This window comes from Rathayibacter sp. AY1G1, from assembly GCF_002932095.1.
Taxonomy (GTDB): Bacteria; Actinomycetota; Actinomycetes; order Actinomycetales; family Microbacteriaceae; genus Rathayibacter.
The window spans coordinates 81,617-107,716 of the sequence record NZ_PSUZ01000002.1 but is presented as its reverse complement, the minus strand read 5'-3'; the positions used below and the strand labels follow the sequence as shown (position 1 = coordinate 107,716).

The following is a 26,100-nucleotide window of genomic DNA, read 5'->3' as shown; positions in this document are numbered from 1 at the left end:
CCCTCGGGCCCGGCCTCGCGCTAGGCCTTCTTCGTGCTCAGCTGCTCGATGATCGCCTGCGCGACGTCGTGCATGGTGAGCCGGCGGTCCATGGAGGCCTTCTGGATCCAGCGGAACGCCTCGGGCTCGGTGAGCCCCATCTTCTCGTTGAGCAGGCCCTTGGCGCGGTCGACGAGCTTGCGGGTCTCGAAGCGCTCGACCATGTCGGCGACCTCGGCCTCGAGGGTGAGGATCTGGGCGTACCGCGAGAGGGCGATCTCGATCGCGGGCAGCAGGTCGTTGGGCGTGAAGGGCTTCACGACGTAGGCGAGCGCTCCGGCCTCGCTGGCGCGCTCGACGAGCTCCTTCTGGCTGAAGGCGGTGAGCAGGACGACAGGCGCGATGTGCGCCTTCGAGAGGCGCTCGGCCGCCGAGATGCCGTCGAGCTGGGGCATCTTGACGTCCATGATGACGAGATCGGGGCGCAGCTCGGTGGCGAGGGCCACAGCGGTCTCTCCGTCGCCGGCCTCGCCGACGACCTCGAAGCCGTTGTCGCGGAGGATCTCCACGATGTCGAGGCGGATGAGGGATTCGTCTTCGGCGACGACGACCCGACGGGGTGCGGTCGACGAGGGTTCCTGGTCAGTCACGCCGATGAGCCTACGGTATTCTCGACGGGCTGGTGATGAGCCGGTGTGGCGGAATGGCAGACGCGGGGCACTCAAAATGCTCTGTCCGAGAGGGCTTGTGGGTTCGAGTCCCACCACCGGTACCCGCCTGGTCGCGCGGTGCGCGCCTCCGCTCGCTAGCGTCGTCTGATGAGCACCGACCCCTGGCCCCTGTTCTCGCTGGAGCTGCGCACGCCGCGGCTCGAGCTGCATCCGGTCCGCGACGCCGACCTCGGCCCTCTCGCCGAGGCAGCCCTCGCGGGCGTGCACGAGAGCGGCCGCTCGCCGTTCCCCTCCCCCTGGGCCGAGGCGCCGGCGGAGCGCCTGCCCGGCGAGCTCGCCCGCTTCCACTGGTCGCAGCGCGCGCAGACGACGCGGGAGTCGTGGCGCGTCGCGTTCGCCGTGGTCGAGGACGGCCGGGTCGTCGGCTGCCAGGACGTGGTCGCCGAGTCCTTCGCCGCCACCCGCACCCTGACCTCGGGCTCGTGGCTCACCCGCTCGGCGCAGGGCCGCGGCCTCGGGCAGGAGATGCGCGCCGCCGTGCTCCTCCTCGCCTTCGACCACCTCGGAGCCGAGGTCGCCGAGAGCGCCGCTCTCGCCTGGAACACCCGCTCGATCCGGGTCTCGGAGGCCCTCGGCTACCGGCCGAACGGGACGCACCGGATCGTCGGTCCGGACGGTGCGCCGGTCGAGGAGCTGCGGTTCCGCGTCACACCGGAGACCCTGGTGCGGCCGGAATGGACGCTGGAGGCCTCGGGGATCGACGCCGCACGAGCGGTCCTCGTCCAGGACCCGCTCGGTCCGCCCTCCCCCGTCTGATTCACCAGAACATCGTGCCCGGCGAGCCCTTGAACGGACCGACCACGCGCGAGGTGATCCAGCCGCCGTAGAAGTCGCCCGGCTGCGGCTGGACCGCCTCGCCGTCGACGGTGCAGGAGTCCATCCGGGCGGGGTAGAGGGCGACCGTGTCGACGAGGGCCTCGAAGCCGTCCATCGGCTCGGGGTACGTCCAGCCCGCCGCCTCCGCGACCGCTCCTCCTCCCCCGCGCACGGTGAGGTAGGAGGCCGCGCCCTTGAACTCGCAGATGCTGCGGCCGGGCGCGGGCTCGAGCGCCCCGGGCGCGAACGAGGACACGGGGAGGTAGTAGACGGGAGGGTGGCTCGTCTCGAGGACGCGGAGAGCGTCGCGGGTCTCGGCGACGACGACGCCGCCCAGCCGCACGACCACGTGCTCGGTGGTGGTCTCGACCCTCGGGGGTCGCGGGTAGTCCCAGACGGATTCCTGGCCCTCGGCGGGCGGCACGCGCTTCATCCCGCTCACGCTACGCGGCGGGGAGCGGTGCTCCGGCGCCTCCCAGAGGATGCCCGGGCGGACGCCGCGGCCCCGCGGATCGCCGCCGCCGGGACGCGCGAGGGCCCCGGTCGCGTAACGTCGTCCCTGCGGAGGAACCCCGAGCCCGCGCGCAGAAGGAATCCAGAGTGCCCACCGAATGCATCCACGGCCTCGACATCGCGCTCTGCGACGTCTGCACCCCGAAGAAGCTCCCCGAGCAGGTCGGCCGTGCCACCCGCGCCCCCGCGCGCGTGCCCGGGACCTCCCGTGCGGCCACCGCCCGTGCCGCCGCCCGCGGCACGGCGCGCGAGAAGCCCCTGCCGAAGGTCGACATCGCCGCGCAGCGGATCTACCACGTCACCCACCTCGACAACCTCGAGGCGATCGTCGCCGCCGGCGCGATCCTGGCGGACCAGCAGCTCCAGGAGCGCCCCGCGATCGACGTCAGCGCCGAGACCACCCGCGAGCACCGCCGTGCCGTGCAGGTGAAGGACGGCGTCAGCGTCGCCGGCTTCGTGCCCTTCTTCCTCTCCCCCGACGCCGCCCTCTGGGCCGACCTGCGCGGCGAGCGGGTCGCTCCGCACTGGTCGCCGAGCGCCCACGAGACCACCGCTTCGCAGTACGTCGTCCTGGTGGGCTCGCTCGCCTCCGCCCCGGTCCTGAGCGACGGCGACGCCTCCCACGTCCTCACGCGCTTCACCGAGGGCGACGCGCTCGTGCGCACCTTCGCGCGCCTCCTGGTCGACGAGCCGGCCCTGCGCAGCGCCGAGGCGCTCGTGCCCGAGCGCTTCCCGCTCGAGGGCGTCGCGACGGTCGGCGTGGCGTCGGTCGCCGCCCGCAACCGCGTCAAGGCTCTCTTCGAGGGCATCGACGCCTCTCCCCGCGTCGCCGTCTACCCGCCGTGGTTCCACCCGGTGGCCGAGGAGGAGTGACCCGGCGCTAGTCGGCCTCGAGGAGGTCGAGGCGGTCGGCCAGGTACCGGCGCAGCGGCATCAGTCCCTGCTCTCCCAGACCGGGCGCCCAGCGCACGAGCACCTCGGAGCCGTGCAGTGCCAGCGGCTCCTGGCCCGACTCGAGCGCTGCGGCGTCCAGTGCGAGGCGCCGGCAGCCGTAGTTGACGATCTCGCCCTCCTGGAACGGACCGTCGAAGGCGGCGCGCCGGATCTCGCGGCGCGCCTCCTGCGACTCGGACTGGTTGTTGGCGTGCAGCGGAGCGACGGCACGCGTGACAGAGCCCGTCGCGAGGAGCTCTCCCTCGCGTCCGAGGAGGAGCACGCCGAGGCGCCACGCGCGGGTCACCGGCGCCATCACCGGCTTGCGGTGGAAGCCGAGGATCGCGCGCGGCGTCCGCAGCTCGGCGACGGCCTGGTCGGCGATGCCGCGGGCGTCGAGCTCGGCGGAGACCTCGCGCAGGAGCGCAGCCAGATCGGCAGCGGCCTGCTCGGCCCCGGGTGCTGCGGGCATCGCTCCTCCTCGGCTCGTCCCGCCAGCCTACGGGCGCGAGGTGCACCGGCCACCCTGCTCCGCACCGCTAGCATCGCCTGACGACACCGAGGAGGACGAGCGATGCGCGTCATCATGATGGGCCCGCCCGGCGTGGGCAAGGGCACCCAGGCGGCCGTGCTGTCGCGCGAGCTGGGGGTGCCGGCGATCTCCACCGGCGATCTGTTCCGCGCGCACGTCGCCGACGGCACCGACCTCGGACGGCGTCTGCGGGCGCTCGTGGAGGCCGGCGAGTACGTGCCGGACGAGCTGACGAACGCCCTGGTCGCCGAGCGCATCGCCGAGGAGGACGCCCGGGACGGGTTCATCCTCGACGGCTACCCGCGCACGCTCGCCCAGGTGGACGCGCTGGCGGAGCTCCTCGAGGAGCGGGGTACACCGCTCTCGTGCGTCGTGCTGCTGACGGCCGACGTGGACGTGGTCGTCGAACGGCTGCACGTGCGGGCGCAGGAGCAGGACCGCGCCGACGACGACCCCGAGGTGGTGCGGAACCGGATCGAGGTCTACGAGCGCGAGACGGCTCCTCTGGCGGAGGTCTACGACGAGCGCGAGCTCCTGGTGCGGATCGACGGCTCCGCCTCGCAGGACGAGGTCGCCGCGAGGATCATCGCGGCGTGCCGGCCCGAGTGAGCCGACCCGCCGCGACGCGGGGTCAGATCGCCGAGGCGAGGACCTCGTCGAGCTTGGCCGAGGCCTCCTCGTCGGTGCCCTTCAGGGCGAGCGAGAGCTCCGACACGAGGATCTGACGCGCCTTGAGGAGCATCCGCTTCTCGCCGGCCGAGACGCCGCCCGCCTGCTCGCGGCGCCACAGGTCGCGGACGACCTCGCTGACGCGGTACACGCTGCCGCTGGCCATCTTCTCCTGGTTGGCCTTGAAGCGGCGGGACCAGTTGCTGGCCTCCTCCGCGACGTCGCTGCGCAGGACGTCGTAGACCGCCTGGACTCCGGCGTCGTCGATGATCTCGCGGACGCCGACGAGCTCGGCGTTCTCGACGGGGAGGGTGATGGTGAGCTCGCTGGTATGCACGTTCATCGTCATGAACGTCTTCTCGACGCCCTTGACCGAGCGCTTCTCGAGCCCGGTGATCGTCACCGCTCCGTGGTGCGGGTAGACCAGGGTCTCGCCGACCTCGAATGTCATCATGTCGTGCCTTTCGTCGTGGGGCGTGGTGGGAGTGAGGAGTCCAGGGGGCGCAGCGGCGCAGCGGCGAGCCAGGCCGGGAGCAGCGCGACGAGGTGCTCGACCAGCTCCTCGTCGGTGCCGTCGAGGGAGCCGGCGAGCCAGGCGCCGACCACGGAGAGGACGCCGCCGGCCGCGAAGACCGCGGTGAGCTCGGGGTCGACCGCTGCGGGGACGTCGACCCGGGCGAGCACCTCGCGGTGCAGGGCGAGCGCCGTGTCGAGCACGGCGTCGTCGGAGGCGACCCGGGCGGAGGCCCGCGCGCGGAGCCGGGCATGGAAGGCGTGGCGGTCGACCAGCCGCTCGACGAGCCGCGAGTAGCCGCGCTGCAGGGCGTCGGCTCCGGAGCGGTCGGCGGGATCGCCCTCGGCGACGTCGGCGACCACGAGGTCCTGGCGGAGCAGCGCGGAGGCGACTCCCGCCGCGTCGTCGAAGTGGGCGTAGAACGAGCTGCGGCTGATCCCGGCCTCGCGCACGATGTCGCTCACCGCGATGCCCTCGGCCCTCTCGCCGTCGCTCTGCATGACGAGCCGCTCGACCGCGTCGAACACGCGGCGGCGGGTGCGCCGGGCTCGCGGATCGGCGGAGCCGAGCGCCGAGGGGGACTCCGCCGCGGGCACGGAGGCGAGGCGGGCGGGAGTCATCGACGTCAGTCTACCACTTCCCGGACAGGTGTACGGGAAGAGCGTCAGGCGCCGGTGCGAACCTGGTCGAGGCCGGCGATGCGGTCGATCGCGGCCTGCTCGCTCGGCGAGACCCGGCCGAGATACCGGCCCAGGAACACGAACAGCAGGCGGTTCGCCGTGATCGCGGGCCACCACGGGCGCCGGAGGCCTAGGAGCCTCCGCACCTCGGGGCTGAGCGAGGCGACCGCGCCGGCGAACAGCAGCGGGTAGACCACGCCCGCCTCGCCCGGCAGCCGGATGTCGCGGAGGAACCCGACCGCCTCGTGCACGCGTGCGTCGGGCTTGAGCTCGCCCGCGAATCCGGCGAGCTGCGCGCGGAGCTCCGCGACGCTCTCGGGCGGATCCTGCACTCCGAGCAGCCGGCCGGAGGCGGCCCACTCGCGCACGTAGGCGTCGGGGCCGCCGGGGATCCGTCCGCCCCAGATCTCGTGGGCGCCGAGGAACGCGTCGGTGAAGGCGTCGTGCACCCAGAGCAGCAGGCGGGGGTCCTGCGCCGAGTAGGAGCGCTCACGCCCGCCGGCGTCCTCGTAGGAGCCGACGATCCGCTCGTGCACGCCGGTCACCCAGCGCGCCGCTCCGCTCGCCGCGGCGGTGTCGCCGAAGCTGGTGGTCAGGACCCAGCGGACCGTGTTGTCGAGGCGGCCCATCGGGTCCTCGCGGTAGCGGGAGTGGTCGTGCACACCGGCCATCGCTCCGGCATGGAGGGTCTGCATGAGCAGAGCCCGCACTCCGGCGATCATCGTGGGCAGGCCGCCGTTGACCGCCCAGACCGCGCTGCCCGGTCCGAAGAGCCCGGCGTCGTCGCCCTTCTCGAGGGCGACGATCCAGTCGGCGCGGGGGCGGGGGCGGCGGCGTCTCATCCGCTCAGTGTGCGCTCGGATCCTGGGCCGCGGCTGGCCGTTCTGTCACCCTTCGTGGGGCCGTGGTCACTCGGCCAGCAGTTCGCGGACGTCGTCGGCCGACAGCGCCCGGGCGAAGAGCTCGCCCTCGTCGAGCACCGCCGTGCTGAGGCGGCCCTTGCGCTCCTGGAGGCGCACGATCTTCTCCTCGATCGTGTCCGTCGCCACCAGCCGGTACACGTTCACCCGCCGCTCCTGGCCGATGCGGTGCGCGCGGTCGACGGCCTGCGCCTCGGCCGCCGGGTTCCACCACGGGTCGAGGATGAAGACGTGGTCGGCCTCGGTGAGGGTGAGCCCGGTGCCGCCCGCCTTCAGGCTGATCAGGAAGACGGGCGCGGCTCCCGAGCGGAACTCCTCGATCACTCCCGCGCGGTCCCGCGTGGAGCCGTCGAGCTGCACGAACGGGATGCCGCGCCGACGCAGCCGCTCCCCCGCCCGCTCCAGGTACGAGGTGAAGGTGCTGAAGACGAGGGCCCGACGGCCTTCCGCGATCACGTCGTCGAGCTGCTCGACGAGCACGTCGAGCTTCGCGGACGGGACGTGCCGGTAGGCCGGGTCGACCAGGGACGCGTCGAGCGCGAGCAGGCGCAGGAGCGTGAGCGATCGGAACACCGTGAAGCGCTGCCGGTCGAGGTCGTCGACCAGGCCCAGGAGCTTCCGCCGCTCGCGCTGGAGGTAGCCGTCGTAGAGCACCCTGTGGGCGGGCGTCAGCGCGACCTCGATCGTCTGCTCCTGCTTCTCGGGGAGCTCCGGCGCCACCGCCTCCTTGGTGCGGCGGAGCAGGAACGGACGCAGTCGCCGGCGCAGTCTCTCGAGGCGGCGGCGCGCGCCCTCGGTGTGGCTGACGGTCCGTCCCTCGGACAGATCGGGCGAACCGATGCCGACGGGCGCCTCCGCGTGCAGGATCGGCCGGGTGTACTCCTCGCGGAAGCGGCGCAGCGGCGGCAGGAGCCCGGGCGCCACCAGGGCGAGGACCGCCCAGAGCTCGTCGAGCGAGTTCTCCAGCGGTGTGCCGGTGAGCGCGAGCGTGACGGGCGCGCCGACCCCGCGGGCGGCCCGGTGCGTCTGTGAGGCGGGGTTCTTGACGAACTGGGCCTCGTCGAGGATCAGCGCCGACCACGTCCTCGACGCCCAGCGCTCGCCGCCGAGGCGCAGGACCGCGTAGCTGGTGAGGACCACGTCCGCGTCGCCCGGGATCGCGTCGAGCGCGCCCTCCCGCGAGCTCGCGACGACGTGGACGCGCAGGGCGGGCGCGAAGCGCTCGGCCTCCGAGCGCCAGCCCGGCACGACCGAGGTGGGGGCGACCACGAGGAACGGCGCGCGGCGGATCCCGGCGCGGCCCGCCTCCTCGACCGCGTCGAGCATCATGGCCAGCGCCTGCAGGGTCTTGCCGAGGCCCATGTCGTCGGCCAGGATCCCGCCGAGCCCGTGACGGAGGCGGTGGACGAGCCAGGCGTAGCCCGCCCGCTGGTACGGGCGCAGCCGGGCGGTCAGTCCCTCCGGCGGCTCCACGTCCTCCGGCGACCCGGCGGCCAGCGCGGAGTCGAGCACGGCGCGCCACGCGTCGGAGGGGACGCTCTCGTCGGCGAGCTCCTCCAGCTCGTTCCACAGCCCGGTCTGGTGCCGGCCGAGCCGCGGTCCCGTCTCCCACTCCACGAGCTCGTCCGCCCGGGTCAGCAGCTCCCGGAGCCGGTCGAGGCCGGGGTGCGCGAGCGAGAGGTAGGAGTGGTCGACCAGGCGGATGCGGTCGCCGCCCGCGGCCAGAGCGCGGAAGAGGGGCAGGAACGGCACGGTCGCGTCGCCGATGGTCACGACGACGCCGAGGTCGAACCAGTCGGCGCTCTCGGTGTCGACCGCGGTGATGGTGAGCGTGAGCGGTCCGGTCAGCAGGCGGTAGTCCGGGGCCGCGCCCTCGCGCTCGATCCGGACCCCGCCGATCCCCTCCAGCTGCGGGAGCTGCTCCACCACGAACACCGCCGCCTCGGCCCCGCGCAGGACCGCACTCGTCCCCGGCTCCGGCACGAGAGCGGACCCGGCCTCGCCGAGCACCGAGCGCACCCGGCGGAGCACCGCGCGCTCGAGAGCGGCGTCGGCCGTGCCGTCGAGCTCGCCCGCGCGATCGGCCGAGCGGCGCCAGTGCCAGCCCACGCTGACGGCGCGCCGCGGCTCGAACGAGACCGTGCAGACCAGGCGCGGGGGCTCCGGATCGTCCAGGACGAGGTCGACGCCCTCCTCGCGCACCGCGACGCGGCCGCGGAGGGCGGGGAGGTGCTCGCCGACGAACTCGGGCACGTCCTCCGCCGGGACCTCCGTCTCCTCGGGGTGGTCGAGGAGCCGCAGCTCCTCGTCGTCGAAGGGCAGGGACGCGGGCGCGAGCAGGAGCGAGGACGGATCGCCGCCCTCGACCGCGTAGACGCCGTGCCGGGCGACCGGACGCGCCGACTCGGGTGCGTGCTCCGCGCCGTCGATCCGCAGGACGGGCCGCAGCCGCAGGCCTCCCGCCTCCGCCGAGACCGTCACCGCCACATGGGCGGGACCGGCGAGGCGGACCGCGCCCTTCTCCGGGGCGAGCAGCGGGATCCCGACGGCCTGCGCCTGCTCGAGCAGCCGCCAGAGCAGCGGGCTCTCGTAGTCGTCGAGGTGGATCCAGTCGGGGTCCTGCCCCAGGTGGACGGTGCGCGTGGCGCGGTGCAGGGCCGCGAACTCGGCGAACCAGCGCTGGTGAGCGGGGTCGAGCGAGAGCCGGTGGGTCTGGAAGTTCAGCGACTTCCAGGTGAGGGTGGTGCGGTTCCAGGCGCCCCCGCGCCCGCGGACGACGGGGCGGGTGGCCAGACGGTGGTCGCGGCGCTCGGCGGCGTCGTAGGTCTTCGCCGTGACGCGCGCGCTCGCCGGCGCCCGCCAGGGATCGTCGGCCCGGCGCACCAGCCGGCGCAGCTCGAACTGCAGCCCGATCGGAGTGAGGACGGGCGGCGACTCGGCCTCGGCGGGTCCGCTGAGCTCGCCGACGCGGGCGCGCCAGGAGGAAGGGGTCGACTCGGGAGGCACCGCCCCATGCTGCCACGCGCCGCCGACACCCCCGCCCGCACCGCGTGACGGGCAGAATCGGAGGATGACCAGCAGCGACTCCCCCGCGCCCACCGTCCTCACCCTCGGCAGCGAGAGCCTGCGCCTCGCCTTGACGACCGCCGGGGCCGAGATGACGTCCCTCCGCGACGACGAGGGCCGCGAGTACCTGTGGCAGGCCGGCCCGGAGTGGCGCCGGCACGCTCCCGTCCTGTTCCCGATCATCGGCCGCCTCCCCGGCGACACGCTGCACCACGACGGCGCGGACCACCGGATGGGGCAGCACGGCTTCGCGCGGGACCGGGTCTTCGAGCTCGCGGGCGTCTCGGCGGACGAGGCGGTGTTCCGGCTCCGGAGCGACGACGCCACGCGCGCGGTGTTCCCCTTCGACTTGACGCTCCTCATCGCCTACGCCGTGACCGGCGCCTCGCTCCGGATCACCCAGACCGTCGAGAACAGGGGTCCCTCTCCGCTGGGCTTCTCGCTCGGCAACCACCCGGCCTTCGCGCTGCCGCTGCCCGAGGGCCGCGGCGAGCACCGCATCCGCTTCGCGCAGCCCGAGCCGGAGGGGTACCGCCGCGCTCCGGAGAACCTGCTGCTCGAGGCGCGCCACCCGGCGCCGCTCGAGGACGGGGTCCTGACAGTGGACGACGCGCACTTCGAGGAGGGCGTGATGATCTTCGACGAGCCGCGCCGGCGGACCCTCCGGCTCGAGGCCGACGGCGCCGCCCGCGCGATCGTCGTCGACACCGGGGACTTCGACGTGGTCGGCGTGTGGAAGCCCGTCGGGGCCCCGTTCGTCTGCCTCGAGCCGTGGCGGAGCGTCCCGACCCCCGAGGGCTGGGACGGCGACATCGTCGACAAGCCGCGCCAGGTCGTCCTCGAGCCGGGCGGCCGACGGTCGCTGTCCTACAGCATCGCGCTGAGCTGAACGTCCGCGCGCTGGATCTGCGCATCGAGCAGCTCGAAGCGGCGGATGATCAGCCCCTCGCGGGTGGCCCAGGGGCAGATCACCAGCGTCTCGATGCCGAGGGCGTCCATGGCCGCCTCCGCGACGAGAGCGCCCGCGAGCAGCTGCGGAGCCCGCAGAGCGGAGACGCCGGGCAGCGCTGAGCGATCGGCCGCGCCGATCGCGGCGAGGCGGGCGGACCACAGCCGGAGGTCGACCAGGTGCAGCTCGCGGCGCACCAGCGGACCGGCGGCGCTCGGAGCGGCGCCGGTGATCCGCGCCAGAGACCGGAAGGTCTTCGACGTGCCTGCGACCAGGTCGGGGCGCCCCAGGGCGAGGAAGCCGCGGACGGGCTCCGCGAGCACCTCGCGGGCGTGACGCCGGGCGGCCTTCACGCTCGTGGCCGAGGCGGGATCGCCGACCAGCAGGTCCCGCGTCACCCGCCCCGCTCCGAGCGGGACCGACACGGCGAGCTCGGGCACCTCGTCCACGCCCATCGAGAGCTCGAACGAGCCGCCGCCGATGTCGAGGTCCAGGATCGAGCCCGCGCCCCAGCCGAACCAGCGGCGCACGGCGAGGAAGGTGGCCGACGCCTCGGCCTCGCCGCCGAGCTCCTGGAGGTGCACGCCCGTCTCGGCGCGGACCCGGTCGAGGACCGCCGCGCCGTTGCCGGCCTCGCGGATCGCCGAGGTCGCGAACGCCAGCAGGTCCTCCGCGCGGTGCTCGCGGGCGACCTCGGCGGCCTCGGTCACGAACGCGATCAGCTCGCGCTGGCCACGCTCGGTGATCTCCCCCGCCTCATCGAGGTGCGCCACGAGAGCGAGGCTCCGCTTGTGCGAGCGGTAGGGCACCGGGCGGGCGCCGGGGTGCGCGTCGACGAGGAGCAGGTGGACCGTGTTGGAGCCGATGTCGAGCACGCCGAGTCGCATGGGTCCACGGTATCCGCCCGCGGAGGCGCGTCCCGCCACGCGGGCCGCCGGGGAACGCCGGAGGGCCCGGCCGCTCGCGCGACCGGGCCCTCCGGAGGGTGCTGGACTCAGTGGTCCCAGTTCTCGGCCCTGTCGGCCGAGCTGGACGAGCCGACGATGTGCACCCGCATGTCGTTCGTCGTGCCGGCGCGCCCGGGGGGCGATCCGGAGACGACGACCACGGTCTCGCCCGCCTGGGCGAGGCCCTCGCGGAGCAGCACCGCGTCCACCTGCGCGAACATCGCGTCGGTGTGGTTGACGCGCGGCGTGACGAAGGACTGGACGCCCCAGTTCAGCGCCATGCGGCGGCGGACGGCCGGCTCGGGGGTGAAGCCGATGATCGGGATGCCGTGGCGCAGGCGCGTCATGCGGCGGACCGAGTCGCCCGACTCCGTGAACACGCAGAGGAACTTCGCCTCGACGAACTCCGCGACCTCGGCGGCGGCCAGCGTGACGGATCCGCCCTGGGTGCGGGGCTTGCTCCCCAGCGGGGGGATGCGCTCCAGGCCGTGCTCCTCGGTGGACTCGACGATGCGGGCCATGGTCTGCACGGTGACGACGGGCCAGGCTCCGACGCTGGTCTCGCCCGAGAGCATGACCGCGTCCGCGCCGTCGAGGATGGCGTTCGCGACGTCCGAGGCCTCGGCCCGCGTGGGGCGGGGGCTCTCGATCATCGACTCGAGCATCTGGGTCGCGACGATGACCGGCTTCGCCCAGCGGCGGGCGAGCTCGACGGCGTGCTTCTGCACGATCGGCACCGCCTCGAGGGGCAGCTCGACGCCGAGGTCGCCGCGGGCGACCATGATGCCGTCGAAGACGTCGATGATCTCCTGCAGGTTGTCGACCGCCTGCGGCTTCTCGATCTTGGCGATGACGGGAGCCTTGCGGCCCTCCTCCGCCATGATCTCGTGCACGCGCTCGATGTCGCTGGCGTTGCGCACGAAGGAGAGGGCGATGATGTCGGCGCCGAGGCGGATCGCCCAGCGGAGGTCGTCCTCGTCCTTCTGGGAGAGGGCGGGGACGTTGACCGCGACACCGGGCAGGTTGATGCCCTTGTTGTTCGAGACGTTGCCGGGGACGACGACCTCGGTGACGACCCGGGGGCCCTCGACGGCGGTGACGCGGACAGCGACCTTGCCGTCGTCGATGAGGAGCATGTCGCCCGGGTTCACGTCGTCCGGGAGGCCCTTGAACGTGGTGCCCGAGAGCTCGCGCGTGCCGAGGACGTCCTCGGTGGTGATGGTGAAGACGTCGCCCTCGGCGAGGGCGTACGGGCCGCCCTCGAACTTGCCGAGGCGGATCTTCGGACCCTGCAGGTCGACGAGGATCGCGACCGCGCGCCCGGCGTCGTCCGCGGCCTTCCGCACGATGCGGTAGATGCCTTCGTGGACGTCGTAGCTTCCGTGACTGAGGTTCATGCGGGCCACGTCCACGCCGGCGTCGATGATCGCACGAATGGTCTCGTACGACGACGTTGCCGGGCCGAGGGTGGCGACGATTTTCGCTCGTCTCATTGAGGGGGTGCTCCGTTGTTCTGCGCCCGGAGGCGCGTCGTTAGCGGGGAGGGTGAGCTGATTGCTGGCGGGCCGAGACTATCGCGTCCCGGGGACTAGAGCGTGAAGCCCCGGTCGTTGGGGCCGACCGGCGCCGGCAGCTGGGTCGTGCCCTCGAGGTAGCGGTCGACCTCGGCCGCGACGGAGCGGCCCTCCGCGATCGCCCAGACGATCAGGGACTGGCCGCGCCCGGCGTCGCCGGCCACGAAGACGCCGGGGACGGTGGTCTCGAAGGCGTCGCCGCGCGCGACGTTGCCGCGCTCGGTGAAGGGGACGTCGAGCTGGCGGCCGAGGTGGTCCGCCTCCGGGCCGGTGAAGCCGAGGGCGAGCAGGACCAGGTCGGCCGGGATCTCGCGCTCGGTGCCCGCCTTGGGGACGCGGCGTCCGTCGAGGTACTCGGTCTCGGCCACGCGCACCGCGCGGACCTCGCCGCCCTCGTTCGCGAGGAACTCCACGGTCGACGCGAGGAACATGCGCTCCCCGCCCTCCTCGTGGGCGCTCGAGACCTCGAACACGGTCGGGTCCATCGGCCAGGGCTGGCTGTCCGGGCGCTGCGACGGCGGCTGCTGCCCGATCGCCAGGTTCGTGACCGACGCGGCCTTCTGGCGGTGGGCGGTGCCGATGCAGTCCGCTCCGGTGTCTCCTCCGCCCAGGACGACGACGTGCTTGCCCTCGGCCGAGATCTGCTCGAAGACGCGGTCGCCCGCGATCGCGCGGTTCGACTGCACGAGGTACTCCATGGCGAAGTGCACGCCGTCGAGGTCGCGACCCGGGATCGGCAGGTCGCGCGGCACGAGAGCACCGGTGGCGACCACGACCGCGTCGTAGCGCGCCCGCAGGTCGTCCCAGGTGATGTCGGAGCCGATGTCGACGCCCGCGCGGAACCGGGTGCCCTCGGCCTTCATCTGGTTCAGGCGGAGCTCGAGGTGCTTCTTCTCCATCTTGAAGTCCGGGATCCCGTAGCGCAGGAGACCGCCGATGCGGTCGTCGCGCTCGTAGACCGCGACGGTGTGCCCGGCGCGGGTGAGCTGCTGAGCGGCGGCGAGCCCCGCCGGGCCGGAGCCGACGACCGCGACGGTCTTGCCGGTCAGGCGCTCCGGCGGGTGCGGCTGCACCCAGTCGTTGCCGAAGGCCTGATCGATGATCGAGACCTCGATCTGCTTGATCGTGACGGCGGGCTGATTGATGCCGAGCACGCAGGACGACTCGCACGGCGCCGGGCAGAGCCGGCCCGTGAACTCCGGGAAGTTGTTCGTCGCGTGCAGGCGCTCGATCGCCTGGCGGCCCTCGCCGCGCCACATCAGGTCGTTCCACTCGGGGATGAGGTTCCCCAGCGGGCAGCCCTTGTGGCAGAACGGGATGCCGCAGTCCATGCAGCGGCCCGCCTGCCGGCGCAGCACGGCGGAGTCGCCCTGCTCGTAGACCTCTTTCCAGTCCATCAGGCGGACGGACACGGGACGCCGCTTGGGCAGCTCCCGGTCCTGCACCTTCAGGAACCCCTTGGGATCAGCCACCGGTCACCTCCAGAATCCGTCCCCAGACGACGTCGCCGTCGGGGTCGAGCCCCTCCTCCACAGCGGATGCGCGCGTCGCGAGCACCGCGGCGAAGTCGCGGGGCAGTACCTTGACGAAACGCGAGACCGTTCCGTCGAAATCGTCGAGCATCCCCTGGGCCAGGGTCGACTCGGTCTCCGCGACGTGCCGCTCGAGCAGGTCGCGCAGGATCTCCACGTCGGCGCTGCCGAGCTCGGAGAGGGTCAGCTCGCCGGAGGCGATCGCGTCGCGGTTCACGAGCTCGCGGCGCAGGCCGTGGATGTAGGCCGTGCCGCCCGACATGCCGGCGCCGAGGTTCCGCCCGGTCTCGCCGAGGATCACCGCCAGGCCGCCGGTCATGTACTCGAGCGCGTGGTCGCCCACTCCCTCGACCACCGCGGTGGCGCCGGAGTTGCGGACCAGGAAGCGCTCGCCGACCATCCCGCGGATGAACATCGTGCCCTGGGTCGCCCCGTAGCCGATCACATTGCCCGCGATCACGTTCGTCGAGGCGTCGAAGGTGCTGCGGCGGTCCGGCCGCACCACGATCTGGCCGCCCGAGAGGCCCTTGCCGACGTAGTCGTTGGAGTCGCCCTCGAGCCGCAGCGTGATGCCGGCGGGGAGGAACGCTCCGAGCGACTGCCCGGCCGAGCCGCGGAGCGACACGACGATGGAGTCGGCCGGCAGGCCGTTCTCGCCGAATCGGACGGTGACCTCGTGGCCCAGCATGGTGCCGACGGCGCGCTCGGTGTTCTTGATCTCGCGCTCGATCCGCACGGTGCCGCGGTGGTCGAGCACGTTCGCCGCGAGGCGGATCAGCTCGTTGTCGAAGTGGTGCTCGAGCTCGTGCTCCTGCGCGCGGCCGTGGCGGCGAGGCTCCTCCGCCGTGAAGACCGGTCCGACGAGGATCGGCGTCAGGTCGAGCCCGCTCGCCTTCCAGTGCTCGATCGCCTGGTCGACGTCGAGCAGCTCGCGGTGGCCGACGATCTCGTCGACGCTCCGGAAGCCGAGCTGCGCGAGGTACTCGCGCACCTCCTGGGCGATGAACTCGAAGAAGTTGACGACGAACTCGGGCTTGCCGGAGAACCGCTGGCGCAGCTCCGGGTTCTGCGTCGCGACGCCCACCGGGCAGGTGTCGAGGTGGCAGACGCGCATCATGATGCAGCCCTCGACGATCAGCGGAGCCGTCGCGAAGCCGAACTCCTCGGCTCCGAGCAGCGCGCCGATGACGACGTCGCGACCGGTCTTCATCTGGCCGTCGACCTGCACGACCACGCGGTCGCGCATGCCGTTGAGCATCAGCGTCTGCTGGGTCTCGGCCAGGCCGAGCTCCCAGGGCGTGCCCGCGTGCTTGAGCGAGTTCACCGGGCTCGCGCCGGTGCCGCCGTCGTGACCCGAGACGAGGATCACGTCGGCGAGGGCCTTCGCGGTGCCGGCGGCGACCGCTCCGATGCCCGACTGGCTGACCAGCTTCGCGTGGATGCGCGCCGACGGGTTCGCCCGCTTGAGGTCGAAGATCAGCTGCTTCAGGTCCTCGATCGAGTAGATGTCGTGGTGCGGCGGCGGCGAGATCAGGCCGACACCGGCGGTCGCGTGCCGGGTGCGCGCGATCCACGGGTACACCTTCGTGGGCGGCAGCTGACCGCCCTCGCCGGGCTTGGCGCCCTGGGCGAGCTTGATCTGGATGTCGTCGGCGTGGGTGAGGTACATGCTCGTGACGCCGAAGCGGCCCGAGGCGACCTGCTTGATCGCGGAGCGACGCTCCGGGTCGAGCAGCCGCTCGGTGTCCTCGCCGCCCTCGCCCGTGTTCGACTTGGCGCCGAGGCGGTTCATCGCGATGGCGAGCGTCTCGTGCGCCTCCGGCGAGATGGAGCCGTAGCTCATCGCGCCCGTCGAGAAGCGCTTCACGATCGCCTCGACCGGCTCGACCTCGTCGATCGGGATCGGCGTGCGCCCCGCGGTGTCGAGCTTGAACATGCCGCGGAGGGTCATCAGCGAGCTCGCCTGGTCGTCGACCATCTTCGTGTACTCGCGGAAGACGTCGTAGCGGCGGTTGCGCGTCGAGTGCTGCAGGCGGAACACCGTGTCCGGGTTGAACAGGTGCGGGGCGCCGTCGCGGCGCCACTGGTACTCGCCGCCGACCGCCAGGCGCTCATGCGCGACGATCGCGCCGTCCTCGGGGTACGCGGCGCGGTGACGCGCGGCGTTCTCCTCGGCGACGACGTCGATGCCGATGCCGCCGAGCTTCGAGACGGTGCCGGTGAAGTACTGGTCGACGAACGCCTGGCTGAGGCCGACGGCCTCGAAGGTCTGCGCCCCGGCGTAGCTCGACACGGTGGAGATGCCCATCTTGGACATGATCTTCAGCACGCCCTTGCCGAGCGCCTTGATCACGTTCTTCACGGCCTTCTCCGGCGAGACGTCCGACAGCATGCCGCTGCGGACGAGGTCCTCGCAGGTCTCCATCGCCAGGTACGGGTTGACCGCGGAGGCGCCGTAGCCGATGAGCGTCGCCACATGGTGCACCTCGCGGACGTCGCCCGCCTCGACCACGAGCCCCACTCGCATCCGGTTCTCGGTGCGGATGAGGTGGTGGTGCACGGCGGCGAGCATCAGCAGCGAGGGGATCGGCGCGAGGTCCTTGGTGGAGTCGCGGTCCGAGAGCACCAGGAACTGCGCTCCCGCGGCGATGGCCTCGTCGGCCTCGTCGCACATCTCGTCGATGCGGTCCTGCATCGCGCGGGGTCCCGCGTCGACGCGGTAGAGGCCGCGGATCGTCGTGGTGATGTGGCTCAGCGGGCGCGGCGCGATGTGCTGGATCTTCGCGAGCTCGTCGTTGTCGATGACCGGGAAGTCGAGGACGACCTGGCGCGCGTGCTCGGCACCGGCGGTCAGCAGGTTGCGCTCGGGGCCGAGGCCCAGGCGGAGCGAGGTCACGACCTCCTCGCGGATCGAGTCCAGCGGCGGGTTCGTCACCTGCGCGAAGGCCTGCGTGAAGTAGTCGAAGAGCAGGCGGGGGCGCTTGGACAGGACGGCCACGGGGGTGTCCGAGCCCATCGCTCCGAGCGGCTCCGCACCGGCGCGCGCCATCGGCAGCAGGAGGAGGCGGACCTCCTCCTCGGTGTAGCCGAAGGTGCGCTGGCGGCGGTTGACCGAGGCGGGCGTGTGCACGATGTGCTCGCGCTCGGGGAGGTCCTTGAGGTTGATGCGGCCCTTCTCGAGCCACTCCTCGAACGGACCGGAGGCGGCGAGCTGCCCCTTGATCTCCTCGTCCTCGACGATGCGGCCCTGCTCGGTGTCGACCAGGAACATGCGGCCGGGCTGCAGGCGTCCCTTGCGGACCACCTTCGCGGGGTCGATGTCGAGCACGCCGATCTCGCTGGCGAGCACCACGAGCCCGTCGTCGGTGACGACGTAGCGGCCGGGTCGGAGCCCGTTGCGGTCGAGGGTGGCGCCGACGAGCTCGCCGTCGGTGAAGACGATCGCGGCCGGGCCGTCCCACGGCTCCATGAGCATCGAGTGGTACTCGTAGAACGCGCGGCGCTTCGGGTCGAGCGCGCCGTCCTGGTTCTCCCAGGCCTCCGGCACCATCATCATGACCGCGTGCGGGAGCGACCGGCCGGCCAGATTGAGCAGCTCGACGGTCTCGTCGAACGAGGCGGAGTCGCTGCGGCCGGGCGAGACGATCGGGAACAGCGGGGCCAGGTCGCCCAGCTCGCGGCTCTTCAGCTGCGACTGGCGCGCGCGCATCCAGTTGCGGTTGCCCTGCACCGTGTTGATCTCGCCGTTGTGCGCGATCATCCGGAACGGCTGAGCGAGCGGCCACGAGGGGAAGGTGTTGGTGGAGTACCGGGAGTGCACCAGCGCGAGCTTCGACGCGAAGCGCTCGTCGGACAGGTCCGGGTAGAACGGCTCCAGCTGGAGCGTCGTCACCATGCCCTTGTAGACGAGCGTGCGGCTCGAGAGCGACATGAAGTAGACCTCGAGCTCGCGCTCGACGCGCTTGCGCAGGCGGAAGGTCAGGCGGTCGAGGCGCACGGAGGAGAGGGGCGTGCCGCTCTCGTCGGTCAGCTCGCTCCGGATGAACAGCTGCTCGATCGCCGGCATGGCGGCCCGGGCGAGCGTGCCGATCTCGTCGGGCTGCACGGGCACGGACCGCCAGCCGACCACGGCGAGGTTCTCCTCGCGGGCTATGTCGGCGATCGTCGACTTGACCCGCTCGCGCTCGAACACGTCCACCGGGAGGAAGGCGTTGCCCACCGCGTACTGGCCCAGCGGCGGGAGCTCGAAGGGAGCGACCGCGCGGAGGAACTCGTCCGGGATCTGCGTGATGATCCCCGCGCCGTCGCCCGTTCCCGCGTCGGAGCCGACGGCGCCGCGGTGCTCGAGGTTGCGCAGCGCGTTCAGCGCGGCGTCGATGATGTCGTGGCCGGCGGTGCCGCGCATGGTGGCGACCATCGCGAGACCGCACGCGTCCTTCTCGGCGGCCGGGTCGTACATCCCCTGCGCCGGCGGCATGCCCAGGAAGGGCACGGCGCGGGCCGGGGTCGAGGGCTGGGCGGAGGCCATGGGAACCGTCCTCACGGGGGTGATGGCTGATCGGGACGTCGCTGGCCCGCGGTGGTGGAGGAGGAGCGGCTCCCCGATCGGGAGGGCCGCAGGGTTCTGCCGTGGCGCGAGCGTCGCGCGCCGCCGGCGGTGCCTGCACGACGACCCGCCCGCGGCAGCGCTCGTGGCTGCGCCGCGATGGGGCGGTCGTGGAGGTGTCGGGCACCCGGGAGGCGGTCGCGGAGGCTCCGCGACCTCCGTCAGGTGCGGGAGACCGTCGGCTTCTCGGCGTCGGTGCCGGAAGCAGGGGTGGTGGTGTCGTCGGAGTCGGACTCGACGTCCTCGAATTCTACCGCAGCCGGGGCGGGCGTCCACTCGCGACCCGGCCGGTAGGCCGAGGGCTCGGCGCCCGGGTGCTCGCGCTTCTGGATCACCACGAGGACCAGGCCGATGACCACGGCGATGAGCGCGGCCCAGACGTTGGTGCGGATGCCCCAGAAGAACTCGCTCGGGTCGATCCGGATGGACTCGAACCAGACGCGGCCGATCCCGTACCAGATCAGGTAGGCGGCGAAGACGGTGCCCCACTGCAGCTTGAGACGGCGCTCGAGCAGGAGGATGACCGCGATGCCGACGACGTTCCAGAGGATCTCGTAGAGGAAGGTCGGGTGGAAGAGCGTGCCCGCCGGGAGGCCGACGGGGAAGGCCGGGTTGGTGGTCTCGATCTCGAGGCCCCAGGGCAGGGTCGTGGGCAGGCCGAAGAGCTCGTGGTTGAACCAGTTGCCCAGGCGCCCGAGCGCCTGAGCGGCGAGCATGCCGGGGGCGAGGGCGTCGGCGAAGGTCCAGAAGCGCACTCCTGTCCAGCGGCAGCCGATGAACGCGCCGACCGCGCCTCCGATGAGCCCGCCGAAGATGGCGTTGCCGCCGTTCCAGATGCGGACGACCTCCCACGGGTCGGCGCCGTCGTAGAAGTAGTCGCCGGGGTGGGTGAGCACGTGGTAGGCGCGGGCGCCGACGATGCCGAGCGGCACCGCCCAGATGATGATGTCGAGCACGACCCACGGCTCCGCGCCGCGGCGCTTGAGGCGCTGGTTCGTCATGATCGTCGCCACGATGATCCCCGCGAGGATGCAGAGCGCGTAGGTGTGGATCGCGAGCGTGAAGGTGCCGATCGTGAGGTCGTACTGACTCCACGCGTCGGGGGGGCTCGGAATGCTCAGCGGTACGGACACCGGTACTCGACCTTTCGAAGGAGGGGGTCCCCCGGGCGCGGCTCGGCCGCGCCCCGGTGGGCATCCCGATTGTAGCGGGAGGGTGTCAGCGCGCGGAGCGCAGGCGGGTGCCCTCGGCGAGGCCGCGGGAGGTCTCGGCGACCGCGTCGACCCCGCCGGACGCCAGCGCCCGCACCAGGGCGGATCCGACGATGGCGCCGTCCGCGTAGGCGAGGATCTCGGCGACCTGCTCGCCGGTCGAGATGCCCAGGCCGACGCACGCGCTCTCGGAGCCGGCGGCGCGGAGGCGGTCGACCAGGGTGCGGGCCGCGGAGTCGACATCGGTGCGCGCGCCGGTGATGCCCATCGTCGAGACCGCGTAGACGAATCCACGGCTCGAGTCGACGGCCTGGCGCAGGCGCGTGTCCGTCGAGGACGGTGCCGCGAGGAACACGCGGTCGAGTCCGAGCCGCTCGGAGACGGCGAGCCACTCGGCGCCCTCGTCCGGGATCAGGTCGGGCGTGATGAGGCCGGACCCGCCGGCCTCGGCCAGATCGGTGGCGAAGCGCTCGACCCCGTACTGCAGGACGGGGTTGTAGTAGGTCATCACCAGGACCGGCACGTCGACGCGCGCCCGGATCTCGCGGACGGCCTCGAAGCCGTGGCGGAGGCGGAAGCCGCCCGCGATGGCGGCCTGGGTCGCCTCCTGGATGACGGGTCCGTCCATCACCGGATCGGAGTAGGGCAGACCGAGCTCGATCGCGTCGACGCCGTTCTCGGCCATGGCCACGGCGGCGTCGATGCTGGTCGGCAGGTCGGGGAAGCCGACGGGGAGGTAGCCGATCAGGGCGCCCGCCGCCTCCTCGTTCCGGCGCCGGACGGTCTCGGCGACGCTCGGTCCGCGGCCGCTCACGACTGCACCGCGCCCTGGTCCATGAGGCCGAAGTAGTGCGCAGCGGTCGTCATGTCCTTGTCGCCGCGGCCCGAGAGGTTGACCAGGATGGTGGCCTCGGGGCCGAGCTCGCGCCCGAGCTCCAGCGTGCCGGCCAGCGCGTGCGCGGACTCGATCGCCGGGATGATCCCCTCGGTGCGGCTGAGCAGCATGAGCGCGTCCATCGCGGCCGAGTCGGTGACCGCGCGGTAGTCGGCGCGGCCGATGCTCGAGAGCCACGCGTGCTCCGGGCCGATGCCCGGGTAGTCGAGGCCGGCCGAGATCGAGTGCGACTCGACGGTCTGGCCGTCCTCGTCCTGGAGGAGGAAGCTGCGGGCGCCGTGCAGGACGCCGGGGCGGCCCTTGCTGATGGTCGCCGCGTGGCGGGGGGTCTCGATCCCGTCGCCGCCGGCCTCGAAGCCGACGAGGCGGACCTCGGGGTCGTCGAGGAAGGCGTGGAAGATCCCCATCGCGTTGGAGCCGCCGCCGACGCAGGCGGTGACCGCGGTGGGCAGCGAGCCGGTGAGCTCGAGGACCTGCTCGCGCGCCTCCTCGCCGATGATCTTCTGGAAGTCCCGGACGAGGGCCGGGAACGGGTGCGGGCCCGCGACGGTGCCGAAGATGTAGTTCGTGGTGCCCACGTTCGTCACCCAGTCGCGCATCGCGTCGTTGATCGCGTCCTTGAGGGTGCGCGAGCCGGTCGTCACGGGGATCACCTCGGCGCCGAGCAGGCGCATGCGGGCGACGTTGAGGGCCTGGCGCTCGGTGTCGACCTCCCCCATGTAGACCACGCAGTCGAGGCCGAACAGGGCGGCGGCCGTGGCGGTCGCGACGCCGTGCTGGCCCGCTCCCGTCTCGGCGATGACGCGGGTCTTGCCGATCCGCTTGGTGAGCAGCGCCTGGCCCAGCACGTTGTTGATCTTGTGCGAGCCGGTGTGGTTGAGGTCCTCGCGCTTGAGGATGATCCGCGCTCCGCCGGCGTGCTCGGCGAACCGCGGCACCTCGGTGATGATCGACGGACGGCCGGTGTAGCTGCGGTGCAGCTCCATCAGTTCTGCCGCGAACGCGGGGTCGACCTTCGTGCGCTCGTACTCGGCGCTCAGCTCGTCGAGGGCCTCGACGAGGGACTCGGGGACGTAGCGTCCGCCGAACTCGCCGAAGTAGGGGCCGAGTTCATCCCGGAGTGCCATGGGGGTACCGCCTATCGGAGTGGTCAGTGCGCCAGGAAGCCGGCGAGGGTGGAGACGGGGTCGCCGCCGGTGACGAGAGCCTCGCCCACGAGGACGACGTCGGCTCCGGCGCCGCGGTAGTGCGCGACGTCGTCGGCGGTGAGGACGGCCGACTCGGCCACCTTCACCGCGTCGTCGGGGAAGCGCTCGGAGAGGCGGCCGAAGAGGTCGCGGTCGAGCTGGAAGGTGGAGAGGTCGCGGGCGTTCACGCCGATGAGCCGCGCGCCGAGGTCGGCGGCCCGCTCGAGCTCGTCGGCCGAGTGCGTCTCGACGAGCGGGGTCATCCCCAGCTCGAGGACGAGGGCGTGCAGCTCGGCGAGCAGGGGCTGCTCGAGCGCGGCGACGATGAGGAGGACCAGGTCGGCTCCGGCCGCGCGGGCCTCGAGGACCTGGTACGGCTCGGCGACGAAGTCCTTGCGCAGGACGGGGATCGACACGCGCTCGCGGACCGCCTCGAGGTCCGCCAGGGACCCCTTGAAGCGGCGCTCCTCGGTGAGGACGCTGATCGCGCTCGCTCCCCCGAGCTCGTACTGTCCGGCCAGCTCGGCGGGGACGGGGATGTCGGCGAGGGCTCCGCGCGACGGGCTGGCGCGCTTCACCTCGGCGATGATCCTGACGCGCTCGGCGGGGGCCAGAGCGGCCAGGGCGTCGAGGGCGGGCGCCTGGGCGAGCGCGCGGCGCTCGACGGCTTCGAGCGGGGCGCTCTCGCGGCGCCGGGCCGCGTCGGCCAGGGCGCCGGCGGTGAGGTCGGCGAGCACCTAGGCGCGCGCCTTCGGGTTCGCCTTCGCGCCGTTGACGCCGTAGCCCGCCTTGGCCATGCCCATGCCCACGAGCAGACCCACCACGACCAGGCCGGCCGAGAGCCAGACCACCACGGGCACGTCGAACCAGAACGCGATCGTGCCGATCGTGAATCCGACCAGCATGATGACGACGGCCGTCCACGCTGCGGGCGAGTGGCCGTGGTTGTCGTCGTCGTGCTCGGTGCTCATGGGTCTCCTCCTGGGGGTGCATCGGGACCAGAGCAGTCTAGCGTGAGGCGCCTGAGCGCCCGGCCCCGGACTCGCCTGCGCAGCCCCTGCAGGAGGCGGGGATGCCGGACCGCCGGACACGTCCCCGGCCGGTGTCAGCGGCCCGAGGTGGGGTCGTCGCCGCGCGAGAGCTCGTCCCACGAGATGACCGGATCGATGTCGCCGTCGTCCGTCTGCACGGTCGACGCGCCGTGGCCGTAGCCGTCGGCGGGCTCGAAGCGGGACGCGCGCTTCCGCGCCGCTCCCGGCCAGCGGCGCGAGGTCGCGAGGACGCCGATCCCGAGCAACGCGGTGAGCACGCCGCAGACCAGGGCGACGACGGGCCAGGCCGTCGCGGAGGACGAGGCCACGAGCGCGGCGACGGACTGCTCCCCCGCGATGGCGGTCGCCTCGGTGACCAGCGAAGCGCCGGCGCGCGCGGGGTCGCCCAGTGCCGTCGCGGCCGTGAGCACCACCGAGGCGCCGAGGACGGCCTGCAGCAGACCGAGCACGATCCGGAAGACGGGGCCGGCGATGGCGAGGGCCGCGGCGAGAGCGAGGCCCGCGAGCGCCAGGGCGGAGAGCGCGGGCGCGGCGACGGTCCCGGCCACGTCGATCCGCTGGCCCTCCCCCTCGATCGCGGCCAGGGTCAGCGTGGACCAGGTCTGAGTGGAGGAGGTCAGCTCGAGCGCGGCGAGGAGCACGACCCCGAGGATCGCCGTGTACTTCAGCCGCCGTCCGCTCATGCTCACTCCGCCGGGCCGAGGCCGGTGAACGGCACGAGGGGGTCGACGTCGAAGCAGGCGTGCTCGCCCGTGTGGCAGGCTGCGCCGATCTGCTCGACCTGGACCAGCAGAGTGTCGGCGTCGCAGTCGAGGGCGGCACCCCGCACGTACTGCGCGTGCCCGGACGTGTCGCCCTTGCGCCAGTACTCCTGGCGCGAGCGCGACCAGAAGGTGACGCGGCCCTCGGTGAGGGTCCGCCGGAGCGCCTCGCGGTCCATCCAGCCCATCATGAGCACCTCGCGGGTGTCGTGCTGCTGGATGATCGCGGGCAGGAGCCCGGTCGGATCGAAGGCGGCGCGGTCCAGGACGGCGTCGAGCTCGGCGGGGGTCATCGGATCTCGATCCCGGAGGCCGCGAGCGAGCGCTTGACGTCGCCGATCGTCAGCTCGCGATTGTGGAAGACGGAGGCGGCGAGCACGGCGTCGGCCCCCGCGTCGACGGCCGGAGCGAAGTGCTCGACGGCGCCGGCGCCTCCAGAGGCGATGACGGGCACGGAGCTCAGCTCGCGCATCGCGGCGATCAGCTCGAGGTCGAAGCCTTGCTTGGTGCCGTCGGCGTCGATGGAGTTGACCAGGAGCTCCCCGGCGCCGCGCTCGACGGCCTCGGCCGCCCAGGCCAGGGCGTCGAGCTCGGTCTCGCGGCGTCCGCCGTGAGTGGTGACGACGAAGCCGGACGGCGTGGCGTCGCTCCGCTTGACGTCGAGCGAGAGCACGAGCACCTGCGCGCCGAAGACGTCGGCGATCTCGCCGAGGAGCTCGGGCCGGGCGATCGCGGCGGAGTTGACGCCCACCTTGTCGGCGCCGTGCGCGAGCAGTCGCGAGACGTCCTCGGCGCTGCGCACGCCTCCGCCGACCGTGAGCGGGATGAAGACCTGCTCGGCGGTCGCCCGCACCACGTCGTAGGTGGTCGAGCGGTCGTCGACCGTGGCGGTGACGTCGAGGAAGGTCAGCTCGTCGGCGCCCTGCTCGAAGTAGAGGCGGGCGAGCTCGACGGGGTCGCCCGCATCGCGCAGGTTCTGGAAGTTGACGCCCTTCACGACGCGGCCGGCGGCGACGTCGAGGCAGGGGATGACGCGGACGGCGAGACTCATCGGCTCCCCCTCTACAGGCGCGCGGCGTGGATGGAGGTGACCAGGATCGCGCGGGCGCCCAGGTCGTACAGGCGGTCCATCACCTGGTTCATGTCCGAGCGCGGCACCATCACGCGGACCGCCACCCACTCGGCGTCGTGCAGCGGCGAGACCGTCGGCGACTCGAAGCCCGGGGCGATCGCCGTGGCGCTCTCCAGGAGCGCGACGGGGCAGTCGTAGTCGAGCAGCACGTACTCGCGGGCGACCAGCACGCCCTGCAGGCGGCGCAACAGCACCGGGATGCCCTCGGGCTCCCCCGCGGCGGAGACCAGGACGGCGGTCGAGTCCAGGATGACCGGCCCGAAGATCTCGAGGCCGGCCTTGCGGAGCGTGGTGCCGGTCTCGACGACATCGGCGATGACGTCGGCGACGCCGAGCTGGATCGCGGACTCGACCGCGCCGTCGAGGCGGATCAGCGTCACCTCGACGCCGTGCTCCCGGAGGAAGCGGCCCACGAGGCCCGGGTAGCTGGTCGCCACGCGGAGGCCGTCGATCTGCGCGAGCTCGTCGTAGCGGCCTGCGGGCCCGGCGAAGCGGAAGGTGGAGTTCGCGAAGCCGAGGCTCGCGATCTCGCGCGCCTCGGAGCCGGAGTCGATCAGGAGGTCGCGGCCGGTGACCCCGACGTCGAGAGCGCCGGAGCCGACGTAGGTGGCGATGTCGCGCGGGCGCAGGTAGAAGAACTCGACCCCGTTGCGCTCGTCGACGACGTGCAGCTCCTTCGGGTCGCGGCGGCCGGTGTAGCCGGCCTCCGCGAGCATCTGACCGGCGGTCTCCGAGAGGGAGCCCTTGTTGGGGACGGCGACGCGCAGGAGCGCCGGGGCGGGGGTGGTGGTCACGGGACGTCCTTCATGACTCGACGGCTGTTCAGGGGGCGGCACGGCTCCTCGGGGAGCGTGCGGGCGCGACGGCGCGGAGCGGAGGCGCACCCCGGCGAGCGGGGCGG

Annotated in this window: 24 protein-coding genes and 1 tRNA gene; 5 read left to right on the top strand and 20 right to left on the bottom strand. The window is 72.8% G+C overall.

What is annotated here, in order from left to right; all coding sequences use genetic code 11:
* Nucleotides 1-20 precede the first annotated feature (20 nt).
* Nucleotides 21-629, bottom strand: a complete 609-nt coding sequence (locus tag C5C36_RS01770) for an ANTAR domain-containing response regulator (protein ID WP_104221889.1) — start codon at nucleotides 627-629, stop codon at nucleotides 21-23.
* A 39-nt stretch (nucleotides 630-668) separates the two neighbouring features.
* Here C5C36_RS01770 and C5C36_RS01765 point away from each other — a divergent pair.
* A tRNA-Leu gene (locus C5C36_RS01765) sits at nucleotides 669-751 on the top strand.
* 46 nt (nucleotides 752-797) lie between these two features.
* Nucleotides 798-1,466: a GNAT family N-acetyltransferase gene (locus C5C36_RS01760; protein WP_104309124.1), complete on the top strand. Its 669-nt coding sequence runs from the start codon at nucleotides 798-800 to the stop codon at nucleotides 1,464-1,466.
* Nucleotide 1,467: 1 nt separating this feature from the next.
* On the opposite strand, the gene C5C36_RS01755 is transcribed toward C5C36_RS01760, so the two are convergent.
* Nucleotides 1,468-1,959: a DUF427 domain-containing protein gene (locus C5C36_RS01755; protein ID WP_104309123.1), complete on the bottom strand. Its 492-nt coding sequence runs from the start codon at nucleotides 1,957-1,959 to the stop codon at nucleotides 1,468-1,470.
* A gap of 167 nt (nucleotides 1,960-2,126) precedes the next feature.
* On the opposite strand from C5C36_RS01755, the gene C5C36_RS01750 reads away from it, so the two are divergent.
* Nucleotides 2,127-2,912: a DarT ssDNA thymidine ADP-ribosyltransferase family protein gene (locus C5C36_RS01750; protein WP_104221883.1), complete on the top strand. Its 786-nt coding sequence runs from the start codon at nucleotides 2,127-2,129 to the stop codon at nucleotides 2,910-2,912.
* Between the two features lie 7 nt (nucleotides 2,913-2,919).
* On the opposite strand, the gene C5C36_RS01745 is transcribed toward C5C36_RS01750, so the two are convergent.
* Nucleotides 2,920-3,444, bottom strand: coding sequence for a hypothetical protein (locus C5C36_RS01745; protein ID WP_104221881.1), 525 nt, complete (start codon nucleotides 3,442-3,444; stop codon nucleotides 2,920-2,922).
* A gap of 102 nt (nucleotides 3,445-3,546) precedes the next feature.
* Between C5C36_RS01745 and C5C36_RS01740 the strand changes: the two genes are divergently transcribed.
* On the top strand, nucleotides 3,547-4,113 hold the full coding sequence (locus C5C36_RS01740; protein WP_104260728.1) for an adenylate kinase: 567 nt from the start codon (nucleotides 3,547-3,549) through the stop codon (nucleotides 4,111-4,113).
* Nucleotides 4,114-4,135: 22 nt separating this feature from the next.
* Here the strand turns inward: C5C36_RS01740 and C5C36_RS01735 are convergent, their stop codons facing one another.
* From C5C36_RS01735 to C5C36_RS01720, 4 genes are all read right to left on the bottom strand, one after another.
* Entirely contained in the window at nucleotides 4,136-4,624 is a 489-nt protein-coding gene (locus C5C36_RS01735) for a CarD family transcriptional regulator (protein ID WP_068257183.1), read from the bottom strand.
* Nucleotides 4,624-5,307 (bottom strand): TetR/AcrR family transcriptional regulator, encoded by a 684-nt coding sequence (locus C5C36_RS01730; RefSeq protein ID WP_104221877.1) that lies wholly within the window; start codon nucleotides 5,305-5,307, stop codon nucleotides 4,624-4,626. The genes C5C36_RS01735 and C5C36_RS01730 overlap by 1 nt, the downstream gene beginning before the upstream one ends.
* 44 nt (nucleotides 5,308-5,351) lie before the next feature.
* The gene (locus C5C36_RS01725; protein ID WP_104221875.1) at nucleotides 5,352-6,209 is read right to left on the bottom strand and encodes an oxygenase MpaB family protein; all 858 of its coding nucleotides are present in this window, start codon (nucleotides 6,207-6,209) and stop codon (nucleotides 5,352-5,354) included.
* Nucleotides 6,210-6,275: 66 nt separating this feature from the next.
* Entirely contained in the window at nucleotides 6,276-9,293 is a 3,018-nt protein-coding gene (locus tag C5C36_RS01720; RefSeq protein WP_104309156.1) for a DEAD/DEAH box helicase, read from the bottom strand.
* Between the two features lie 64 nt (nucleotides 9,294-9,357).
* Between C5C36_RS01720 and C5C36_RS01715 the strand changes: the two genes are divergently transcribed.
* Nucleotides 9,358-10,242: an aldose 1-epimerase family protein gene (locus tag C5C36_RS01715; protein ID WP_104309121.1), complete on the top strand. Its 885-nt coding sequence runs from the start codon at nucleotides 9,358-9,360 to the stop codon at nucleotides 10,240-10,242.
* On the opposite strand, the gene C5C36_RS01710 is transcribed toward C5C36_RS01715, so the two are convergent.
* From C5C36_RS01710 to hisG, 13 genes are all read right to left on the bottom strand, one after another.
* Nucleotides 10,221-11,189 carry an exopolyphosphatase gene (locus tag C5C36_RS01710; RefSeq protein ID WP_104246791.1) on the bottom strand — a complete coding sequence of 323 codons (969 nt, stop codon included), beginning with the start codon at nucleotides 11,187-11,189 and terminating at the stop codon, nucleotides 10,221-10,223. The two genes, C5C36_RS01715 and C5C36_RS01710, sit on opposite strands and share 22 nt — an antisense overlap.
* A 107-nt stretch (nucleotides 11,190-11,296) precedes the next feature.
* Nucleotides 11,297-12,742, bottom strand: a complete 1,446-nt coding sequence (gene pyk, locus C5C36_RS01705) for a pyruvate kinase (protein ID WP_104221869.1) — start codon at nucleotides 12,740-12,742, stop codon at nucleotides 11,297-11,299.
* Between the two features lie 95 nt (nucleotides 12,743-12,837).
* Nucleotides 12,838-14,295, bottom strand: a complete 1,458-nt coding sequence (locus C5C36_RS01700; protein ID WP_104246790.1) for a glutamate synthase subunit beta — start codon at nucleotides 14,293-14,295, stop codon at nucleotides 12,838-12,840.
* Nucleotides 14,288-18,883 (bottom strand): glutamate synthase large subunit, encoded by a 4,596-nt coding sequence (gene gltB, locus C5C36_RS01695; RefSeq protein ID WP_104232656.1) that lies wholly within the window; start codon nucleotides 18,881-18,883, stop codon nucleotides 14,288-14,290. Before gltB ends, C5C36_RS01700 begins: the two co-directional genes overlap by 8 nt.
* A gap of 239 nt (nucleotides 18,884-19,122) precedes the next feature.
* Nucleotides 19,123-20,094, bottom strand: a complete 972-nt coding sequence (gene lgt, locus C5C36_RS01690; protein ID WP_258059820.1) for a prolipoprotein diacylglyceryl transferase — start codon at nucleotides 20,092-20,094, stop codon at nucleotides 19,123-19,125.
* A gap of 85 nt (nucleotides 20,095-20,179) precedes the next feature.
* Nucleotides 20,180-20,986 carry a tryptophan synthase subunit alpha gene (trpA, locus tag C5C36_RS01685; protein ID WP_104232657.1) on the bottom strand — a complete coding sequence of 269 codons (807 nt, stop codon included), beginning with the start codon at nucleotides 20,984-20,986 and terminating at the stop codon, nucleotides 20,180-20,182.
* Entirely contained in the window at nucleotides 20,983-22,194 is a 1,212-nt protein-coding gene (gene trpB / locus C5C36_RS01680) for a tryptophan synthase subunit beta (RefSeq protein ID WP_104225310.1), read from the bottom strand. Before trpB ends, trpA begins: the two co-directional genes overlap by 4 nt.
* Before the next feature lie 23 nt (nucleotides 22,195-22,217).
* The gene (gene trpC, locus C5C36_RS01675; RefSeq protein WP_104309120.1) at nucleotides 22,218-22,991 is read right to left on the bottom strand and encodes an indole-3-glycerol phosphate synthase TrpC; all 774 of its coding nucleotides are present in this window, start codon (nucleotides 22,989-22,991) and stop codon (nucleotides 22,218-22,220) included.
* A complete protein-coding gene (locus tag C5C36_RS01670) occupies nucleotides 22,992-23,225 on the bottom strand; it encodes a DUF6704 family protein (protein ID WP_104309119.1) in 234 nt (77 codons plus the stop codon).
* 134 nt (nucleotides 23,226-23,359) lie between these two features.
* Nucleotides 23,360-23,989 (bottom strand): Trp biosynthesis-associated membrane protein, encoded by a 630-nt coding sequence (locus C5C36_RS01665; protein WP_104309118.1) that lies wholly within the window; start codon nucleotides 23,987-23,989, stop codon nucleotides 23,360-23,362.
* Between the two features lie 2 nt (nucleotides 23,990-23,991).
* On the bottom strand, nucleotides 23,992-24,360 hold the full coding sequence (gene hisI / locus C5C36_RS01660; RefSeq protein ID WP_104221855.1) for a phosphoribosyl-AMP cyclohydrolase: 369 nt from the start codon (nucleotides 24,358-24,360) through the stop codon (nucleotides 23,992-23,994).
* Nucleotides 24,357-25,118 (bottom strand): imidazole glycerol phosphate synthase subunit HisF, encoded by a 762-nt coding sequence (gene hisF / locus C5C36_RS01655; protein WP_104225312.1) that lies wholly within the window; start codon nucleotides 25,116-25,118, stop codon nucleotides 24,357-24,359. Before hisF ends, hisI begins: the two co-directional genes overlap by 4 nt.
* Nucleotides 25,119-25,129: 11 nt before the next feature.
* Nucleotides 25,130-25,993 carry an ATP phosphoribosyltransferase gene (gene hisG, locus C5C36_RS01650; protein ID WP_104221851.1) on the bottom strand — a complete coding sequence of 288 codons (864 nt, stop codon included), beginning with the start codon at nucleotides 25,991-25,993 and terminating at the stop codon, nucleotides 25,130-25,132.
* Between the last annotated feature and the right edge of the window lie 107 nt (nucleotides 25,994-26,100).

Coding starts and splice junctions, on each gene's coding strand:
- C5C36_RS01740 (WP_104260728.1), top strand. CDS start 3,547: ATGCGCGTCATCATGATGGGCCCGCCCGGCGTGGGCAAGGGCACCCAG.
- C5C36_RS01725 (WP_104221875.1), bottom strand. CDS start 6,209: ATGAGACGCCGCCGCCCCCGCCCCCGCGCCGACTGGATCGTCGCCCTC.
- C5C36_RS01735 (WP_068257183.1), bottom strand. CDS start 4,624: ATGACATTCGAGGTCGGCGAGACCCTGGTCTACCCGCACCACGGAGCG.
- gltB (WP_104232656.1), bottom strand. CDS start 18,883: ATGGCCTCCGCCCAGCCCTCGACCCCGGCCCGCGCCGTGCCCTTCCTG.
- pyk (WP_104221869.1), bottom strand. CDS start 12,742: ATGAGACGAGCGAAAATCGTCGCCACCCTCGGCCCGGCAACGTCGTCG.
- C5C36_RS01730 (WP_104221877.1), bottom strand. CDS start 5,307: ATGACTCCCGCCCGCCTCGCCTCCGTGCCCGCGGCGGAGTCCCCCTCG.
- C5C36_RS01760 (WP_104309124.1), top strand. CDS start 798: ATGAGCACCGACCCCTGGCCCCTGTTCTCGCTGGAGCTGCGCACGCCG.
- C5C36_RS01755 (WP_104309123.1), bottom strand. CDS start 1,959: ATGAAGCGCGTGCCGCCCGCCGAGGGCCAGGAATCCGTCTGGGACTAC.
- C5C36_RS01715 (WP_104309121.1), top strand. CDS start 9,358: ATGACCAGCAGCGACTCCCCCGCGCCCACCGTCCTCACCCTCGGCAGC.
- C5C36_RS01710 (WP_104246791.1), bottom strand. CDS start 11,189: ATGCGACTCGGCGTGCTCGACATCGGCTCCAACACGGTCCACCTGCTC.
- hisF (WP_104225312.1), bottom strand. CDS start 25,118: ATGAGTCTCGCCGTCCGCGTCATCCCCTGCCTCGACGTCGCCGCCGGC.
- hisI (WP_104221855.1), bottom strand. CDS start 24,360: ATGACCCCCGCCGAGCTCGACGCCGTCCTGGACCGCGCCGCCTTCGAT.
- C5C36_RS01665 (WP_104309118.1), bottom strand. CDS start 23,989: ATGAGCGGACGGCGGCTGAAGTACACGGCGATCCTCGGGGTCGTGCTC.
- C5C36_RS01745 (WP_104221881.1), bottom strand. CDS start 3,444: ATGCCCGCAGCACCCGGGGCCGAGCAGGCCGCTGCCGATCTGGCTGCG.
- trpB (WP_104225310.1), bottom strand. CDS start 22,194: ATGGCACTCCGGGATGAACTCGGCCCCTACTTCGGCGAGTTCGGCGGA.
- C5C36_RS01670 (WP_104309119.1), bottom strand. CDS start 23,225: ATGAGCACCGAGCACGACGACGACAACCACGGCCACTCGCCCGCAGCG.